At 66.5% G+C, this 19049-nt stretch carries 14 protein-coding genes and 2 tRNA genes; 11 read left to right on the forward strand and 5 right to left on the reverse strand.

Annotated elements, in window-relative coordinates:
• Positions 1–50: 50 nt before the first annotated feature.
• Positions 51–1403: an ATP-binding protein gene (locus O3298_RS17970; protein ID WP_305060160.1), complete on the reverse strand. Its 1353-nt coding sequence runs from the start codon at positions 1401–1403 to the stop codon at positions 51–53.
• 165 nt (positions 1404–1568) lie between these two features.
• Here O3298_RS17970 and O3298_RS17975 point away from each other — a divergent pair, with 165 nt between their 5' ends.
• On the forward strand, positions 1569–3713 hold the full coding sequence (locus tag O3298_RS17975; RefSeq protein WP_305060161.1) for a TonB-dependent receptor domain-containing protein: 2145 nt from the start codon (positions 1569–1571) through the stop codon (positions 3711–3713).
• A 61-nt stretch (positions 3714–3774) separates the two neighbouring features.
• Here the strand turns inward: O3298_RS17975 and O3298_RS17980 are convergent, their stop codons facing one another.
• Positions 3775–4443, reverse strand: coding sequence for a response regulator (locus O3298_RS17980; RefSeq protein WP_305060162.1), 669 nt, complete (start codon positions 4441–4443; stop codon positions 3775–3777).
• Between the two features lie 23 nt (positions 4444–4466).
• The gene (locus O3298_RS17985; protein WP_034755042.1) at positions 4467–4838 is read right to left on the reverse strand and encodes a YajD family HNH nuclease; all 372 of its coding nucleotides are present in this window, start codon (positions 4836–4838) and stop codon (positions 4467–4469) included.
• Positions 4839–5120: 282 nt separating this feature from the next.
• Here O3298_RS17985 and O3298_RS17990 point away from each other — a divergent pair, with 282 nt between their 5' ends.
• The 3 genes from O3298_RS17990 to O3298_RS18000 all read left to right on the forward strand — a co-directional run bounded on the left by O3298_RS17990 (position 5121) and on the right by O3298_RS18000 (position 13225).
• Positions 5121–8141, forward strand: a complete 3021-nt coding sequence (locus O3298_RS17990) for a PAS domain-containing protein (protein WP_305060163.1) — start codon at positions 5121–5123, stop codon at positions 8139–8141.
• Between the two features lie 82 nt (positions 8142–8223).
• Positions 8224–9450 carry an exonuclease SbcCD subunit D C-terminal domain-containing protein gene (locus O3298_RS17995; RefSeq protein ID WP_305060164.1) on the forward strand — a complete coding sequence of 409 codons (1227 nt, stop codon included), beginning with the start codon at positions 8224–8226 and terminating at the stop codon, positions 9448–9450.
• A 16-nt stretch (positions 9451–9466) separates the two neighbouring features.
• Positions 9467–13225 carry an AAA family ATPase gene (locus O3298_RS18000; RefSeq protein WP_305060165.1) on the forward strand — a complete coding sequence of 1253 codons (3759 nt, stop codon included), beginning with the start codon at positions 9467–9469 and terminating at the stop codon, positions 13223–13225.
• Between the two features lie 177 nt (positions 13226–13402).
• Here the strand turns inward: O3298_RS18000 and O3298_RS18005 are convergent, their stop codons facing one another.
• Positions 13403–13570 (reverse strand): hypothetical protein, encoded by a 168-nt coding sequence (locus O3298_RS18005; RefSeq protein ID WP_305053374.1) that lies wholly within the window; start codon positions 13568–13570, stop codon positions 13403–13405.
• A gap of 178 nt (positions 13571–13748) precedes the next feature.
• Between O3298_RS18005 and O3298_RS18010 the strand changes: the two genes are divergently transcribed.
• From O3298_RS18010 to O3298_RS18030, 5 genes are all read left to right on the forward strand, one after another.
• Entirely contained in the window at positions 13749–13958 is a 210-nt protein-coding gene (locus tag O3298_RS18010) for a hypothetical protein (RefSeq protein ID WP_034755039.1), read from the forward strand.
• A gap of 60 nt (positions 13959–14018) precedes the next feature.
• A complete protein-coding gene (locus O3298_RS18015) occupies positions 14019–14894 on the forward strand; it encodes a hypothetical protein (RefSeq protein WP_305060166.1) in 876 nt (291 codons plus the stop codon).
• Between the two features lie 58 nt (positions 14895–14952).
• Positions 14953–16131 (forward strand): class I SAM-dependent methyltransferase, encoded by a 1179-nt coding sequence (locus O3298_RS18020; protein WP_305060167.1) that lies wholly within the window; start codon positions 14953–14955, stop codon positions 16129–16131.
• A 56-nt stretch (positions 16132–16187) separates the two neighbouring features.
• Positions 16188–16264: transfer RNA gene (locus O3298_RS18025), tRNA-Met, on the forward strand.
• A 143-nt stretch (positions 16265–16407) separates the two neighbouring features.
• Positions 16408–16484 (forward strand) — tRNA-Met (locus tag O3298_RS18030).
• Positions 16485–16544: 60 nt separating this feature from the next.
• On the opposite strand, the gene O3298_RS18035 is transcribed toward O3298_RS18030, so the two are convergent.
• Complete coding sequence (locus O3298_RS18035; protein ID WP_305060168.1) at positions 16545–17159, reverse strand: hypothetical protein; 615 nt, start codon at positions 17157–17159, stop codon at positions 16545–16547.
• A gap of 271 nt (positions 17160–17430) precedes the next feature.
• Between O3298_RS18035 and O3298_RS18040 the strand changes: the two genes are divergently transcribed.
• Both O3298_RS18040 and O3298_RS18045 read left to right on the forward strand, forming a co-directional pair.
• Positions 17431–17949, forward strand: coding sequence for a sigma-70 family RNA polymerase sigma factor (locus O3298_RS18040; RefSeq protein WP_305060169.1), 519 nt, complete (start codon positions 17431–17433; stop codon positions 17947–17949).
• A gap of 1 nt (position 17950) precedes the next feature.
• Positions 17951–18958, forward strand: coding sequence for a FecR domain-containing protein (locus tag O3298_RS18045; RefSeq protein ID WP_305060170.1), 1008 nt, complete (start codon positions 17951–17953; stop codon positions 18956–18958).
• Positions 18959–19049 lie beyond the last annotated feature (91 nt).

A 19049-nucleotide genomic window follows, 5' to 3' on the forward strand; every position in this document is an offset into this window, starting at 1 on the left:
CCGCATTCTGCACACGCCTTGTGCGTTTTATCGCTATCGGATCGCGCCCGCTACGTTGCGGGAAACACGACCGTCACCGCCAGCCCCCGGCCCTGCAGTCCGGCGCCGAGGATGATCTGCGCGCCATGCCGCTCGGCGATGCGGCGCACGATGGACAGGCCCAGCCCGCTGCCGGGAACCTGGCTGCCGCCCAGGCGCACGAAGCGTTCGAACACGCGCGCGTGCCATTGCTCGGCGATACCCGGCCCCGTATCGGCCACGCGCAGGTAGCTGCGCCCCGCCTCCACGCCGCAGCGGATCTCGATGGCGCCCGGCGCCGGGGTATAGCGCAGCGCATTGTCGACCAGGTTACGCAGCAATACCTGCAGGCTGTCCGCATGCAGCGCGCAGGGCGCCGGCGCCACGTTGACCGCCAGCGACAACTGGTACGGCGCGACCAGCGCCTGCCACTGCGCCCCCTGCGCTGCCAGCACGTGCGCCAGGTCGCCCGGCGCCAGCGCCGTCTCTGCCTGCGACTGCGGATCGAGCTGCGCCAGCGCCAGCAACTGGTTGACGAGGCGCGTGGCGCGCTCCACGCTGGCGCCCAGGGCGGCGATGAATTCCTCGCGTTCGTCCGCGCTGCGGGCCCGCTGCAGCACTTGCAGATTGGTCTTGATGGCGGCCAGCGGCGTGCGCAGCTCGTGCGCCGCATCGGCCGTGAAGCGCTGTTCATTGTCGCGGCTGTGCCGCACCCTGCCGAACAGGCGGTTGATTTCCAGCAGCAGCGGATGCAGCTCCGAGGGCGCGCCGTGCACATGCACGTCCGTCAGTTCGTCGGGCGTGCGTGCCGACACTTCGTCGGCGGACGCCTGCAGCACGCGAAACACGCGGTGGATGCTCCACCAGATGGCGATGGTGGCCAGCGCCACGAGCAGCAGGCCGAACAGCGCGATGCGGTAAAAGAAACCGCGGCTGATGTCGTCGCGGTGGCTGGTCGGTTCGGCCACCAGCAGTTGCAGGCTGCGCTGCGGGTCCCACAGCGAAAACAGACGCCAGCGCTGGCCGCCGATGCTGGTCCACGACAGGCCGTCCGGCGCGCTGCGCGACAAGGCGATGTCGGACGCCGCGTCGTTGCGGTACAGGACGCGCTGCTGCGCGTCGCGCACCTTGAACAGCAAATACTGGTGGGGATTCGGATGGCCGCGCAGCGGCAGGTCGATGGGCCCCGTCAAGCCATGCTCGCGCGCATCCTTTTCCACCAGCGACAGCAGCAAATGGCCCGTCTCGATCAGCGACTGGTCGAACAATTCCTGGCTTTCGCGGCGCGCTTCCACGTAGACGATGGCGGCGCTGCCCACCCACAGGGCCAGGGTCAGGCCCAGCAGCACGGCCAGCAGGGTGCGCCGCAGCGACCAGCTTTTCACGCCGCCGCCAGCCGTTAAGAATCTCTTAAGAACTTCTGCGCAAGATCCGGAGCGAAATATTTTTTGGGAAGCCATGCCTGCAATTGTAAATGATTCTTATTGCTTTCATGATTCCCATTACCCCAAGAATACAGACCAATAATTCATTCACCCTCAGGAGTTTGCATGTCCAACAGCCCCCGCCGCGCGCGCCTGCCGCGTCCCACCACCCTGGCCCTGGCCTTGGCCGCCCTGTCCTGCCTGCCGGCTCACGCCCAGACGGGCACGCCTGCCAGCATGCCGGAAGTGGTGGTTTCCGCCTCCGGTTTCGAGCAGGATATCAAGCAGGCGCCCGCCTCGATCACCGTGCTGACGCGTGAAGAACTGTCGAAGGAGCGCTTCGGCAACCTGACGCAGGCGCTGGAAAGCGTGGAAGGCATCGACGTGGGCGCGGCGGGCGACAAGACGGGTGGCATGAACATCAGCATCCGCGGCATGCCCAGCGACTACACCCTGGTGCTGATCGACGGACGCCGCCAGAACGCGGCCGGCAACGTCACGCCGAACGGCTTCGGCGGCACGCAGACGAGCTTCATGCCGCCGCTGGCCGCCATCGAACGCATCGAGATCATCCGCGGCCCCATGTCGACCCTGTACGGCTCGGACGCCATGGGCGGCGTGATCAACATCATCACGCGCAAGGTGGGCAAGCAGTGGATGGGTTCCATCTCGGCCGACTACACCCTGCAGGAAGAGTCCGATTTCGGCGACGTGAAAAGCGGCCGCTTCTACCTGAGCGGCCCTATCGCCACCGACCTGCTGGGCCTATCCCTGCGCGGCAGCAAGCAGCGCCGCGATGCGGCCAACATCCGCTACAACGACGCGGCCGGTGCGGAAAATGTACCGAGCATGGGCGCCAACCCCGTGCGCGCGGACATCGAAAACTTTGGCGCGCGCCTGGCCTTCACGCCCAACCGTTTCCATACCGTCATCCTCGACGCGGATGCGGGCCGCCAGACCTACGACAATTCGAAGAAGCAACTGGGCACCTTGGGCTTGCAGGGCGGCTACGGTCCCGAGCAGAAATACAACCGCGACCAGTGGACCCTGTCGCACACGGGCCGCTTCGGCTTCGGCACCCTGGACAGCAGCTACATGGTGAACAAGACGGAAACCCTGGGCCGCACGATTCCGCCAGGCACGCCAGGCGCCGTCGCCGGCAGCGCGCGCACCCTGGAAGTGGAAAGCCAGGTGTTCGACACCAAATTGGTCCTGCCGTTGGGCAAACACATGGCCACCGTCGGCGCGCAATGGTGGAAAGCGGAAATGACGGATGGCGTGGCGCCAAAGAAATTCGAATTCACGCAAAAGGCCCTGTTCGTGGAAGACGAATGGCAGGTGCTGGAGAATGTCGCGCTGACCTTCGGCGCCCGTTATGACGATCACAGCATCTTCGGCGGCCAGACCAACCCCCGTGCGTATGCCGTGTGGAACGCCAACCCGATCTGGACCGTCAAGGGCGGCGTCAGCAAGGGCTACAAGACGCCGCGCGTGGAACAATTGTCGCCAGGAATCAACGGTTTCGGCGGCCAGGGCACGATTCCCCTCGTCGGCAGCCCGAACCTGAAGCCGGAAACGAGCACGACGACGGAAATCGGCGCGTATTTCGACAACCTGGCCGGCTGGACCGCCAGCGGCTCCCTGTTCAACAATCAATTCAAGGACAAGATCACGACGGGCACAGGCCTCGTCAACTGCGATTACCGTCCGTCGCCAAACCGTCCCGGCTGCGTCAGCTTCGGCAACTGGCCCAACGTCGATGCGTTTGGCCAGTCGGTCAACGTGGATGAGGCCGTCACGCGCGGCGTCGAGCTGAATACGCGCTTCCCGCTGGGCAAGACCTTGTCGGCCAGCGCCAACTACACGTACACGGAAAGCGAACAGAAGAGTGGCAGCAACGCGGGCAAGCCCCTGAGCGACACGCCCAAGCACGCCGTCAACGCACGCCTGAGCTGGGATATCTCGCGCGAATGGAACGGCTGGCTGCGCGCCGAGTACCGCAGCGAGCGCTTCCGCGATCCGGGCACCTCCGCTTCCACGCGCGCCGCCAAGGCCGCGCTGGGCGACTACAAGGGCTACACCATGTTGCACCTGGGCAGCAGCTACCAGCTGAACAAGCGCGTCACCCTGAACGCGGCCGTGTACAACCTGCTCAACAAGGACTTCGTCGACTACCAGCCTTACCGCGCACCGACGTTGACCTACGCCAACCGCTATGTGAACAGCCTGGACGGCCGCCGTCTGTGGCTGTCGGCCACCGTCGATTTCTGATGCGCTAATCCAGCCGCATCATCGATGCCAACGGGCTGCCTCAGGGTAGCCCGTTTTTTCATCAGGCCGCTTGCGCTTTATCAATGCAATAGCCGATCGCATGCACGGTGCGTATCAAGTCCCGCCCCAGCTTCTTGCGCAGGTGGTGGATATGCACTTGCACGGCATTGCTTTCCACTTCATCGCCCCAGCTGTACAGGTTTTTCTCCAGCTGTTCCCGGCTCAGCACCCGGCCACCGTGTTCCAGCAGCAATTGCAGGATGCGAAACTCCTTCATCGTGAGCATCACGGGCAATCCCCCTTGCGTCACCTGCCGGTCCGCGATATCGAGCACGAGGTCGCCGTGCACGAGGTGCTCGCGCAGGCGGCCCGCGGCGCGCCGGCAGGCGCTGCGCATGCGCGCGGCCAGTTCGTCGAGGTCGAACGGTTTCACGATGAAGTCGTCGGCGCCCGCGTCGAGCCCGGCGATGCGCTCGCCCACCTGATCGCGCGCCGTGACGACCAGCACGGCGCCGCTGTAGCCATTGTCGCGCAGCACGCCCAGCGCCTGCATGCCATCCTGCCCCGGCAAGCCCAGGTCGAGCAAAATACAGCCATAGTCATGCAGGCGCACGGCCGTGTGCGCGTGTTCGGCGCTCGTGACCCAGTCGACGGCATAGCCGCCCTGTTCCAGGCCGATCTGCGTGGCGCGGCCCAGCTGCGGGTCGTCTTCGATCAGCAAGATGCGCATGGGGTGGGAGGCGGACGGGCCGCTCAGTCCTTTTTCTTGATCAGGCCAGCGAGCGCGGCGAAGGGATTGTGCGTGGCGGGCGCCACCTCGGCCGACAGCAGGCCGGCGCCACGGTCCGCTTCCAGGTAGCGCGAGTGCTCATTGTCGTGGCAATACAGGCACAGCAGTTCCCAGTTGCTGCCATCGGGCGGATTGTTGTCGTGGTTGTGGTCGCGGTGGTGCACCGTCAGCTGCTGCACGTTGGCGCGCGTGAATTCGCGCATGCAGCGGCCGCAGACCCACGGGTACATCTTCAGCGAACGCTCGCGGTAGCCGCTCTCGCGCTGGTCGGCGGCGCGGCGCGCTTCAGCCACGATCTTGTCCAGTCTTGCCGCGTCGGGCTTTTTACTCTGCATGACAACTTTCGATATGGGAGGAAGAAGCATCCATTTTAATGAGGATGGGGGCGCAATTGTACTTTTTCTGCCACGGCGCCAGCCCGTGTCGCCGCCGGCGTGCTTTTTTTAGCGTGCGCGGCACCACGGCTACTTGATTTAAAGCAAAATAAGGCCAGCGACAGACGACGAACAGACGATGGCAGCGGCGGCAACACGCTGACGCGCAAGGCGGCCGATTTCGGCTATCATGCGCGCCACGCCGCCCCTCCCCTTTTCCATGAATATAGCCTGCAAGCGCCCGTGATAGCGATAACAAGACCCCTGCAACGCCTTGCCCGCCGCCTGTACCGTCTCAGCCTGGTGCCCCTGTTCGCGCTCATCCTGCTGCTGGCGCTGTGGGCGGCCGTCTTTTACCAGGTGGGCCAGGAGCGGGCCAGCGCCGTGCGCGACGCCGTGGCTGTCAGCCAGTCACTGGCGCGGACCCTGGCCGACCATACCAATTTCACCCTGCGCCAGACGGATCACGCCACGCAATTGTTCAAGCTCAAATACGAGGAAACGGACGGCGGCCTGCGCCTGAATGAATTCACGCGCCGCCAGGGCTTGCTCGACAGCGTGCTGCCGTCGAAGCTGGCATTGCCGATCGCCCTCGTCGATGCGCAGGGCAATGTGCTCGACAGCGCCAACGCCTACCTGCCGGAAAACCTGGCCGGCCAGGCATTTTTCAGGGCGCTGGCCGCGAATGCGTCCGACACGGCCCTGGTCGACACGCCCATGCTCGACGCGGGCGGCAAGCACTGGACCATCCGCCTGGCGCGCCGCCTGAACGATGCGCAAGGCCGCTTTGCCGGCGCCATCGTCATCCTCGTCGACCCCACGTATTTTGTCGACGACTACGACCGCCTGAACCTCGATGAACAGGGCGCGCTGATGCTGGTGGCGCGCGACAGCGGCCTGACGGCGGGGCGCATCGGCGAACAATTGATCCTCAGCGACCGCATCGACTTCCGCATGCCGGGACCGCCGCAGCACGCCGCCGAAGAATTGCTGATCGAGCCGCCCGTCGACGCGACGTCCCGCATCTACAGCTACCACGAGCTGCCGCGCTACCCGTTGCTGGCCGTGGTGGGCGTGAGCCGCGCCGTCGCCCTGACGCGCTTCGAACACCGCCGTCTGATATATGTCGGCGCGCTGCTCGCCGCCAGCGTGCTCATTGCCGGCTTTACGACCCTGCTGATGCGCCAGAGCGCGCGCCTGCGCCGCAGCATCCGCCAGGCCACGGAAACGCAAGCCTTGCTGCGCGCGGCGCACCAGGGCAGCCTCGATGCCGTGCTGCTGCTGAAAGCCTGGCGCCCCGCGCCGGGCAAGCCGGTGGAAGACTTCATTTTCGCCGACGTCAACGAGCGTGCCGCCGACATGCTGGGCAAGCCGCGCTCCGAACTGCTGGGCCAGCGCGTGCTGCCGCTGATACCGCTGCTGCGCGGCGAGCGCTTCTTCAAGCGCTTTTTGCTGGTGATGGAAACGGGCCAGCCGCTGGAAGATGAATTCGAGCTGACCTTGGCCTCGGGCGGCACGCGCTGGCTGCGCCACCAGGTGGTGCCGATCACCGACGGCGTGGCCGTCACCTCGCGCGACATCAGCGCGCGCAAGCACGACGAACTGGCGCTGCAGGACAACCGCAGCTTCCTGCAGTCGCTGATCGACCATTTGCCCGTGCTGGTCTATGTAAAAAGCGCGCGCCCGGAAAATTTCGGCCAGATGGAAGTGTGGAACAAGGCGGCCGAGGACATCACCGGCCACCTGGCCGCCGACGTCATCGGCAAGACCGATTGCCAGGCCTTCCCGCCCGACTTCGGCCTGCACGACGCCGAGGACGACCGCGCCATCCTGGCCGAGCGGGGCGTCATCGACCATACGGAAAAGCCGTTGCGCCTGTTCGATGGCAGCCTGCGCTACCTGCGCGCCGTCTCCGTGCCCGTGTTCGACGAGCGCCAGCAGATCGAACATATCCTGTGCATCGCCGAGGATATCTCGCAGCGCCGCCAGCAGGAACTGGAACTGCGCCAGAAACAGGCCGAACTGGCCGCCGTCAACGACGCTTCGCCGCTCGGCCTGGTGCGCCTGGACCGCCAGCGCCGCTGCACCTACGTCAACCGCACCTTCGAATCGATCACGGGCTTGCCGCGCGCGGCCGCCCTGGGCGCCGGCTGGACCAGCGCCCTGCACCCGGACGACTATCCGCTGATGCACGTGGCGCTGGAACAGCTCACGCGCAGCCATGCGCCGTTCCAGTCCACCCTGCGCTGCCTGCACCGCGACGGCAGGCTGGTCTGGGTCTCCGTCAAAATTGCCCCCATCCTCATCGACGGCCGGATCGAAGGCTACGTGGGCAGCCTGGACGACATCACCATCCTGCGCGAATCGGAAGTGGCGCTGCTGGAAAGCGAAGCGCGCCTGCGCACCATCGCCGACACCCTGCCGGCCATGATCGCCTACATCGACGCCGACCAGGTCTACCGCTTCCTGAACATCGCCTATGAGCGCGAATTCGGCCTGACGGGCCGGCAAGCGCTGGGCAAGAGCGTGCGCGACACGGTGGGCGAGGCGCGTTACCGCACGGTGGCGCCGTACATCGAAAGAGTGCTGGCGGGCGAAACCCTGAGCTTCGAGGAAGAAGACGACAAGGAAGGCATCGAGCGCTGCCTGGAAGTGATCTACATCCCGCAGATCGGCGAAGACAAGCTGCAGGTGGTGGGCTTTCACGTGATGCGCCAGGATATCACCGTGCAAAAGCGCGAAAAACAGCGCCTGCTGAAACTGGCCCAGGTCGACGCGCTGACGGGATTGTCGAACCGCGCCGGCTTCCAGCAAAAACTCAGCGACGCCATGCACGCGAGCCGCCAGCATCAGCACCTGATGGCCGTCATGTACATGGATATCGACCGTTTCAAGCCCGTCAACGACACGCACGGCCACGGCACCGGCGACGCGCTGCTGCGCGCCTTCGCCCAGCGCCTGACGCAAACCATGCGCGTCACCGACATCGTCGCCCGCCTGGGCGGCGACGAATTCACCATCATCATGGAACAGATCACCCGGCCCGAGGACGCAGCCGTGCTGGCGGAAAAAATCGTCGCCGCCATGCAGCAGCCATTCGAACTCGATGGCATCACCGTGCGCATTTCCGCCAGCATCGGCTTGGCTTTCTATCGCGACGAAGACATTTCCCCCGCCGTGCTGCTGCAGCGGGCCGACGTGCTGCTGTACAAGGCCAAGCAGGATGGCCGGAATACCTATCGCGCCGGGATACTGACCACTTGATATGGCCGCTGGCGCCTGGCGCGGGTCTGCCCCCTATCATTCCTGCTATATTGGCGCCTGTCTTCCCTACCCTTGGCCCACCATGCGCCTGCTGCACACTTCCGACTGGCATCTGGGCCAGACCCTGCACAATTACGAGCGGGGCTACGAGCACCAGCGCTTCCTCGACTGGCTGCTCGACACGCTCGTGGCCGAACAAGCGGACGTGCTGCTCGTTGCCGGCGACGTGTTCGACAACGCCAACCCGTCGGCCGCCTCGCAAAAGCAGCTGTACGTCTTCCTGCAGCAGGCGCGCGCGCGCCTGCCCGCGCTGCAGCTGGTCGTCGTCGCCGGCAACCACGATTCGGCCGGCCGGCTCGAAGCGCCCGGGCCCCTGCTGGCCGCGCACGGCACGCACGTGATCGGCCATCTGCTGCGCGACGAAGATGGCCAGATCGACCTGGAGCGCCTGCTGCTGCCTTTGACGGGCGCCGATGGGCAAGTGCAAGCCTGGTGCCTGGCCGTGCCCTTCCTGCGTCCCGGCGACGTACCGAAACTGCAGGCCGGCGATACCCAGGACGCCTACCTGGGCGGCATCGCCCTGCTGTACCGCCAGTTGGCGGACCTGGCGCTGGCGCGTCGCCAGCCCGGACAAGCCATCGTTGCCATGGGCCACTGCCACATGGTGGGCGGCGAAATGTCCAACGATTCAGAGCGCCGCATCGTCATCGGCGGCACGGAAATGCTGCCGTCGGGGATTTTCGACGCCGCCATCGCGTATGCGGCGCTGGGCCATCTGCACAAGGCGCAAGCCGTGGGCGGCCAGGAACATATCCGCTATTGCGGCAGCCCGATTCCCCTGTCGTTTGCGGAAGTGCACTACCGCCACCAGGTGCTGTGCCTCGACATCGATGGCGAACAGTTGAAGGACGTGCGCGCCATCGAAGTGCCGCGCGCCGTGCCCTTGCTGCGCGTGCCCGCCACGCCAGCGCCGATCGACGAGGTGCTGGCGCAGCTGGCCGCCCTCGACGTACCCGCCGCCGCACCGGAAGCGCAGCCCTTCCTGGAAGTGCGCGTGCGCCTCGATGCGCCGGAACCGGGCCTGCGCACGCGCATCGAAACAGCGCTCGACGGCAAGCAGGTGCGCCTGGCGAAGATCGAAACGTCGAGCGCCGCGCGCAGCAGCGCGCCCGACAACATGACGCTCGACCAATTGAGCCAGCTGCAGCCCGACGACATCTTCCGACGCCTGTACCTGCAAAAATACGGCCGGCCCGCGCCGCCCGAACAACTGTCGGCCCTGGCCGAACTGCTGCTGCCCGGCGCCTGACGGTACCTGAAGAACCATGAAAATACTGAAAATCAGCGGCAAGAACCTGGCCTCGCTGGCCGGCGAATTTGAAGTCGACTTCCAGCAGGAGCCGCTGGCGTCCTCCGGCCTGTTTGCCATCAGCGGCCCCACGGGCGCGGGCAAGAGCACCCTGCTCGACGCCCTGTGCCTGGCCCTGTACGACGCCACGCCGCGCCTGCTGAAGGTGCTGGGCCGGGGCAGCGCCCTGCCCGACGTGGGCAAGGAAACCGTCAACGCCCAGGATACGCGCACCCTGCTGCGCCGCGGCACGCCGGACGGTTACGCGCAAGTAGACTTCGTCGGCAACGACGGCGGTCACTATCGCGCGCGCTGGAGCGTGCGCCGCTCGCGTACCCGGGCCGAAGGCGCGCTGCAGGCGACCGCCATGAGCTTGCACCAGCTGCCAGCGCTGCAGCCCATTGGCGGCACCAAGACGGAAGTCAAGGAAGAGATCGAAAAGCGCATCGGCCTGTCGTTCGACCAGTTTACGCGCGCCGTGCTGCTGGCGCAGAACGAGTTTTCCACCTTCCTCAAGACGGAAGACAATGAACGGGGAGAATTGCTGGAAACCCTGACGGGCAGCAGCATCTATACCGACATTTCCATGCGCGCCTTCGAGCGGGCAAAAAAGGAAAAGCAGATCCTCGAACGCCTGGGCGAAAAACTGGCCGACCAGCGGCCCCTGTCGCCGGAAGAGCGGGCCGAGACCGAGGCGCTGTGCGGCGCTGCCGACACCGCCCTGCAAACCATCGACTTGCGCAAGGCGGTGCTGGAGCTGCAGCAGCGCTGGCACCAGGAGACGCACAAGCTGCAAAGCCAGATAGCGGCGGCGCAAGAGACGCTCGATGGCGCGGATGCCGAACGCACCGCGGCCGAAGCGCGCCGCACGGCGCTGGCGCAGTGGGAATTGCTGCAGCCGGCGCGGCCCCTCATCGACGACGTGGCGCGCCTGGCGAACGACATCGCTGGCACCGGCGCCGCGTTGGAAGCGTCGCGCGCGCAGGCGGCGCAAGCCGTGGCCAGCGAAACGCAACTGGCTGCCAGCGTGCAGCTGGCGACGGCGGCCTTGCAAGCCAGGGAAGCGGCGCAACGCGACGCGGCGCCCCTGCTCGATCAAGCCAAGGCGCTCGATGCCGGCATTGCGGCAAACTTGCCTGCCCACCGCCAAGCGCAGGATGGCGCGCTGGCGGCGGACCAGGCCAACGAAACGGCGCGCGCCACCTTGCACGAGCTGCAGCAGCACCAGCACGCCATGCAGGCGGAGCAGGAAACGGGCCGCCTGTGGCTGGCGTCGCACCAGCACTGGCAAGCGCTGGCCGCGTCGTGGCAATTGTCGGACCAGCTGTTCGCCCAGGCCGGCCAGGCGGCCGTGCAAGCCGATGCGGCCGACGCCAGGGCGGCCGACGCGGCGCAGCTGGTGCGCGCGGCAGGCGTCGCGGGCCAGGAGGCACAGGCCGCGTTGACGGCGGCCGCCGCCACGCTCGCCGCACACGATGCGCAGCGGCGCGAGGCGCAGTGCGCCGTGCAAGCCATCGATGGTCAGCTGCTGCAGCAGCAGCGCGGCCAGCTGGAAGACCATGCGCGCCAGTTGAACGCGGCGGAAAAGACGTGGACGGAACTGGCGCGCAAGCAGCAGGAGCTGGCGCACGGACAAGCGAGGGCGGCGCAACTGGCGCAGGCCGCGCAAACGGAAACGACGGCGCTGGCGGCGCTGGCGGCACAAACGGCGCTGCTGGAAGCGGGCCTGGCGCAAGCGGAAAAATCCTTGAAAAGGGCGGAAGCGGCATGCGCGGCCAGCGTGGAGCAACTGCGCGCCACCTTGCAGGACGAGCAGCCCTGCCCCGTCTGCGGTGCGCTGGAACACCCGTACAGCCACGCCGATGACGCCCTGCAGGCGATGCTGGCCAGCTTGCAGGATGAAGTACTGGCTTGCCGCGCGCAGGCGCGCAGCAATCTGGAACGGCTGGCCACGCACAAGGCGGCGCTGGCCGCGACCGCGCGCGAACAGGTGCAGACGGATGCGGAACTGGCCATCCTGCCGCCCGCCATCGACAGCTTGAACGCGCAATGGCAGCCGCATGCGGACACCCTGCAACTGCCGCCGGCAAACCAGCGCGCGGACTGGTTCGCGCAGCAGCTGACGGCTAATGCGGCAGCCCTGCAGGCCCTGGCGCAGCAGGAGGCGGCGCTGCGCCAGGCCGGCGCGCGGCGCGAGCAGGCGCAGGCGGCGCACGAACTGGCCGGCGCCGAACACGCGCGCTGCACTAGCGCCGTCGCCGAAACGCAGACGCGCCTGGCGCAATTGCAGGCACAGCAGGCGGCCAGTCTGGACAAGGCGGAAACGTCGCGCGGCGCGCTTGGCGGCTTGCTGGCGCAGCTCGATGCCGCGTTTGCCGACGTGGAAGGCGCCGAAGGCTGGAAAGACAACTGGCGCGCCGGCCCCGCCGCCTTCCGCGCGGCGCGCGAAACGGAAAGCCGGCAGTGGCTGAAACAGCAGGCGGACCAGGACCAGCGCGGCCACGCGCTGGCGACCCTGGCCGCGCAGCTGGAAGCGGCGCAGCTGGCCGCCGGCAAGGCACGGCAAGCGGCGCAGGAATCCCACGCCGCCTTTGCCGCCGCCGACAAACAACTCACGGCACTGCAAGCGGAGCGCAACGCGCTGTGGCTGGGCCAGAGCGTGGCCGAGGTGGAACGCAGCCTGGCGGCGGCCATCGCGCAGGCCAAAGACCAGCTGGCGCAGCAGCAGGCGGCGGCCCACGCGGCCAGCGCGCAGCGCACGCGCCTCGACGAAGCGTGCGCGCAGCTGGGGCAGCGCCTGGCCGCCCTGCGCGAACAGGAGCACGCCGCCACCGTCGCCCTGCACGACTGGCTGCAGCAATTCCGGCAGCGTCACTCCGGCCACGCGCCCGCCACGCTCGACGAGCTGCGCGCGCGCCTGGCCATCTCCATGGACGCCATGCGCGCCGAGCGCGATGCCTTGCAAGTGATCGCCGACCGCCACACGGCGGCCGTTTCCGTGCTGGCCGAGCGCCGGCAGCAACTGGCCGCGCATGTGCAGCAGCCGCCGGAAGCACTGGAAATGGACGAGGCCATGCTGCAGGCGGCGCTCGACGCGCTGGGCGCCGAACTCCAGGCGGCCAACCAGGAAGCGACGCGGCTGCGCCTGGCCATCGCGCAGGACGACGCCAGGCGCCACAGCGCGCAAGCGATGCTGGCGCAAATCGAGGCGCAAGCCGTCATCGAACGGCGCTGGGCCAGCCTAGACGACCTAATTGGCTCCGCCGATGGCAAAACCTTCCGTAACTATGCGCAACAATTCACGCTGGAAGTGCTGCTCGGCTACGCCAACGCGCACCTGGCCCACCTGGCGCGCCGCTACCAGCTGGAACGCATCGACAACCCGAACAAACCGTCGCTGGGCCTGATGGTGCGCGACCAGGACATGGGCGGCGAGCTGCGCTCCGTGCACTCGCTGTCGGGCGGCGAATCGTTCCTCGTCTCGCTGGCCCTGGCGCTGGGCCTGGCCTCGCTATCCTCGAACCGGGTGCGCGTGGAATCGCTGTTCATCGACGAGGGCTTCGGCAGCCTGGACACGGAAACCCTGCGCGTGGCCATGGATGCGCTCGACGGCTTGCAAGCGATGGGCCGCAAGGTGGGCGTCATCTCGCACGTGCAGGAAATGACGGAGCGCATCGCCACCCGCATCCTCGTGCAGCCTGGGTCCGGCGGCAAGAGCGTGGTGACGGTGCGCTAAGAGCTTATCCCGGTAGCGAGCGTCTTCTGCTGGCAGCGCATCAGGAGCGCGGACAAGGCGTGAGGAGGACGCGTGGCGAGCCACGCGACGACGAGCAACGCAGTCCCCGCTTCTGACGGGCGCCAGCAGGGGATGTATTCATCTACCGGGATAGGCTCTAAGGGCGTGGCAAAGGCGTCACCGAGGTAGCGGTTCGCGGCCCAGCCGGAGCAGATCCCAGCCCAGTTCGCGGCGGATCTGCTCGGGGTCGGGCGGGGGCCGGCGCTGTTCCAGCTCCGCTTTCAACCATTTTCTCACCAGCTCCTTGGCGGGCTGTACAGGCTTTTCCTTGTCACGCTTGTCCATGGTGCTACCTCTTCAATGGCGGTCAGACGACCTCCTATATACGTTCAACGTCACGGCGCGGATTCAGTTGACGTGCGCGTGGCGCAGATGCAACAACGTGTAACCATGGCCGGAGTGCGTTAAAATCGGCGCCTTCGCGTAGGCACCGCCTACGCCCCGCAACAGTTCAAGGAACCCCATGAAAGCCGCCCGCAGCCTCACCTTCAAGTGCGTAAAATGTCACAAATCCATGCAGGTTTACCTGCAAAAAGTCTCCGCCTGCTCGCATATCCAGCCGTATCAGGGCATTTGCGCATGCGGCGAACTCAAGCGTCACGCCACGGGCCAGGCCGATGCCGTCAAGTCCTACCTGGAATCGGCAGACGGTAGCTGGTCGCACCACCACTAATGGTTAAAGAATGGGGCGATATTGCCGTTAATTCGCCTATCTTCCCCATTTGAACCGACCATGTCCCAGCTCCCCGCCCTCCTTTCCGGCTCGCGCCAGCCCGCCGCCAATCCCCTGGCAGGACAGGCGCCGCCAAAAGCGGGCGCCGGCGCGTCCGGCCTGGCCGCTTCGCCCCTGATGCAGCGCACGGCGCAAGACTTGGTGGCGCTGTCGAAAAATGGCCTGGACCTGTCGGCCAAGGGATTGTCGCAACGGACCGATGCGCTGGGCAACGCCACGGTCGACGTGGCGCAGGATTTCCTCTCCAGCATGACGCGCCAGCTGTTCGGCGACGGCACCACGGTCGCCTTCGATTCCGTCGACTTGCAGGCCGGCTCCAGCTTCAGCAGTGGCAGCGCCAGCGTCTCGGGCGCCAACGGCAGCAGCCGCGCAGCCGCCTTCAGCCTCGATGAAAACGCGCATTTCATCGGCAAGGGCAAGATCACGACGGCCGATGGCCAGACCTTCGACTTCGAAGTGGAAGTGCAATATCAATCGAACATCAGCGCGGGCGTCCTTGAGCAAACGCAAAAAGCAGACGAAGAAGCAGACGAAGAAGCCAGCTCCGCCGATGACGCCAGCCTGCCCGCCAGGGAGTTGCCCGCCACGCACTTCGGCGGCAACCTGCATGACCTGTTCAAGCTGCTGGGCCAGCAATTGCAAAGCAATCTCCATCAGGCCACGTCCGATGGCACCAGCGCCAGCGGCAAGGATGGCGACCTGGCGGGCAGCCTGAGCTTGCGTTTGCTCAAGCTGGTGCAGCCGGACCATGCCACCGAGACCGCCAAAGTCGACAGGAAAGCCGTGGAAACCACGCCGGAAGAGCAGGCGCGCGCCCGTGCGCTGGCCCTCGCCTATGGCACCGACACGGCAAACAGCACGGCTGGCGACGTATAATGGAAGACGGCCTGCGCAGGCGACCATGCCGCGCGCCCCCTTCTATCGATTGAATCCCATGTCCGACACTTCTTCACCTACCGTTCATCCGCAGATCCACTGGAGCGAAAACGGCGCCGAGCATTCGGCCCGCTGGCGCTCGGAAAGCGGCATGCCTCCGCCCAAGCGCGTCGTCATCGCCGATGACCGCACGACGGCCGACCAGGCTTACCGCCTGGCCTGCGAAGGCACGGCCATGCTGTGGCGCGGCGACTTCCAGAACGCGCGCCAGCTGCTGCAGGCGCTGGCGCGGCGCGCCGACCACAAGAACGACAAGCCAAGCAAGAAGGCCAAGGCCGCCAAGCTGGCCAAGCCGGAACCATCCGCCACGGAAGCCTTCCATTTGCACCGCCAGGCCCAGTCGCAGCGCGCCCGCACCCTGGCGATGCTGCTGCTGCCTTTCGACGCCGACTACACGATTCCGCTGCGCCGCGCGCCGGACGTGAAACTGGCTTGCAATGAAGCGTATGGCCGCGGCGAAGAACCGTTCGTCGCCTCCTTGCGCGAGTTGCTGGGCCTGATCGGCGCGCACGAATGGCGCCGCACGGGCGTGGAACTGCCGGCCCTGGGCCAGCGCATCCACCCGCATTACGGCGTGTTCGCGCCCATCCGCGGCGAGTACGTGGGCCTGGTGGCAGAAGCGCCGCTGCCTGCGCGCGCCAAGCTGGCCTTCGATATCGGCACGGGCACGGGCGTGCTGGCCGCCGTGCTGGCGCAGCGCGGCATCGAACGCATCGTCGCCACCGACCAGGATCCGCGCGCCCTGTCCTGCGCGCGCGAAAACCTGGCCCGCCTCGATTTACAGGGCAAGGTCGACGTGGTGCAGGCCGACCTGTTCCCCGCCGGCCGCGCGCCGCTGGTCGTGTGCAATCCGCCCTGGCTGCCGGCCCGTCCCAGCTCGCCGATCGAATATGCCGTCTACGATCCGGACAGCCGCATGCTGCGCGGTTTCCTCGCCAGCCTGGCCGACCACCTGGAGCCCAGCGGCGAAGGCTGGCTGATTTTGTCCGACCTGGCCGAGCACCTGGGCCTGCGCCCGCGCGCGCAATTGCTCGAATGGATAGCGCAAGCGGGCTTGAAAGTCGTCGACCGCCTGGACGTGAAACCCACGCACCCGCGCGCACAGGATGCGACGGACAGCCTGCACGCGGCCCGCTCGCAGGAAGTCACGTCGCTGTGGCGCCTGGCGGCGGCATAATCGAGGGTCTGAAACCCGGCCATTGCGCATTGCAGCAAACCCCGCTATAATTCGCCTGCGGGGTGGAGCAGTCTGGCAGCTCGTCGGGCTCATAACCCGAAGGTCACAGGTTCAAATCCTGTCCCCGCAACCAATATATGAAAGCCGCTGATTCCTGCAAAGGGACCAGCGGCTTTTTCTATTGCGGCGCGGTATGCCAATGCCCCCCATGCAAGCCAAATGCCCCCGGTTGCGCTCCGCTCTTTCGCAATGCAACAAACTCGGTTATAATTCGCCTGCGGGGTGGAGCAGTCTGGCAGCTCGTCGGGCTCATAACCCGAAGGTCACAGGTTCAAATCCTGTCCCCGCAACCAATATTTGAAAACCGCTGATTCCTGCAAGGGATTCAGCGGTTTTTTCATTCCTGGCCGCCTTTATACGGCGACGCTGGCCCTGATCTGCCTGGCCGCCGCATGCAGGCTGGCCGCCACCCGCTCCAGCTTGTCGGCTCCCGCCGTTTCGGCCAGCGCGGCAAAGGCGCTGATATGAAACGTGGCCACCATCGCCGGCGACACTTCCAGTTCCAGCGCGGCCTTGCTCAATTCCGTCGACGCTTCGAGGTAAGGCTCGCTGCCCGCCTCGAACGCCTGCTTCGTTTCCAGTAATTCCTGGCCGCCTTCCGCCTTGGCCAGGCACGCATCGACCTTTTGCTGGAAGGCCGGCAAGGTATCGCGCACGGGGCCGGCGTCCGGCGCCGCTTCGGGTTCCGGCTCCACTGGCGCAGGCGCGGCTGCGGCCGGCTTGTCCGCTGGCGGCATGTCGCGCAGGGTCAGCCAGCGCTCGACGGCGAGGAAATCGGCAAACGGCTCCGCCACCTTGGGATTCATCAGCCAGACCTCGCCCGTGCGCCAGTCGATCCGGGCGCCGCGCTCATTTCTCGCCAACAGTATATCCTTGCCGCCATCGGCATTCGACACCCGGCCGATGTCGAGCCAGTTCATCAGTTCCGCCTGGCGCGACATCGCGTTGACCCGGTGGAAAAAGGCCAACCATAAGAATCGGGCGACCAGGAGAACCAGGGCACCGCCAACCATCCACATCATTTTTCGCTCCGCACCACATCGACAGCCCGCATTTTCTCACATGAAAGCTTGCGCCAAGGAAACTTTTACATCTGCCGTGCGCGGGCGCAAATCCACCGCCGCACACGACTTGGAGGGCAGTCGCATTTCAGCAACGCCGCGTTTTCCCGATTGCCTGGCGGGCGCCGCTACGTTATTATGAGAACAATTCTCATTTAGATTAAGCCACCCCGTACGCATGCTGTCCGCCCCTTCCCCGCCGTCCGATTTCCAGTCTCTGTATGCCGAGCACCACTCCTGGCTGCTGCATTGGCTGAAGCGCCGCCTGCACGATGCGGGGCTGGCGGGCGACCTGGCGCAGGATACCTTCCTGAAGATCTTCGTTGCGCGCAGCAGTGCCGGGATCGCGCAGCCGCGCCCTTTCCTGGCCACCATCGCCAAGCGCCTGCTGGCCAACCACTGCCGGCGCGAAGCGCTCGAACAGGCCTACCTCGACGCCCTGCTGCACCAGCCGCAAGCCTGCACGCCGTCGCCGGAAGCGATGTCCCTCCTGCTCGAATCGCTGCAACTGGTCGACCGCGCGCTGGACCAGCTTTCCGCCAAGGCCAGGGCCGCCTTCCTGCTGGCCCACCTGGACGGCATGACCTATGCCGAGATCGCCGCCGAACTGGATACCACCACGCATTCCGTCAAAAAATACCTGAGCAAGGCCAACCTGCTGTGCTTTTTTGCCGTGCCCGATTTTGCCGGCCCCTGACATGCGCGGCGCCACCGTCTACGCCCAGGGCCAGCCCATCGACCTGGACATCGCCATGCAGGCGGCAGAATGGCTGGCCACCCTGATGAGCGGTGCCACCACGCCGGCGGAAAAAACGGCCTGGCAGCAGTGGCGCCAGGCGCATCCCGACCACGAACGCGCGTGGAAACACATCGAAAGCGTCAGCGGCGGCCTGCGGGAACTCGATGCACAGGCCAGCCGCAAGGCGCTGCTGCAACGTCCCAACGCGCTCCCGGTCTCGCGGCGCAGCAGCCTGCGGTTGCTGGCGTGGGCATCGACCATCGGCCTCACGGGCTGGTTCGGCGCGCGCTCGGAATACGCGCCCGACTTTGCCCGCGCCGCACTGGCCGACCTGTCCACCGGCGTGGGCGAACGCCGCGAGCTGACCCTGCCCGACGGCACCCGCTTGCACCTGAACAGCGGCAGCGCCGTCAACATCCGCTACACTGGCACGCAGCGCCTGCTGCAACTGGTGCAGGGCGAAGTCTTCATCGCCACCGCCCGCGAAACGGACATGCCCTACCGCCCCTTCCTCGTCGAAACGACGCACGGCCGCGCGCAGGCGCTGGGCACGCGCTACTCAGTGCGCCAGGCGGACGGCAGCACCGAGGTCGCCGTCGAAGAAGGCGCCGTCCGGCTGCTGCCGCGCCAGGGCGATGGCAATCTGCTCCTCCGCGCTGGCCAGGGCGGCGGCATGACGGCGCAGCAGGTCTTGCCCGCGCACGCCGTTTCGCCCGACATCTGGGCCTGGCGCCAGGGCTTGCTGCTGGCCGACGCCATGCCGCTGCGCGACTTCCTGCATGAACTGAGCCGCTACCGCCACGGCTTGCTGGGCTGCGACGACGCCGTCGCCGGCCTGCGCATTTCCGGCGTCTTCCCGCTGGCCGACCTGGACGCCGTGCTGCTGTCGCTGCCCGACTCCCTGCCGGTGGACGTGCGCCTGCGCACGCGCTACTGGGTGCAGGTGGAAGCGCGCCAGCAGCGCTGACCATTTATTTTGAGGCCGACGCAAAAAAAAGGTACCCGCTTTCGCTTCTCGCGTGACCTGTGTAGGCAACGTCCTTTTTGACGACTACACC

Source organism: Janthinobacterium sp. SUN137 (assembly GCF_030587265.1).
GTDB classification, from domain to species: Bacteria; Pseudomonadota; Gammaproteobacteria; order Burkholderiales; family Burkholderiaceae_D; genus Janthinobacterium; species Janthinobacterium kumbetense.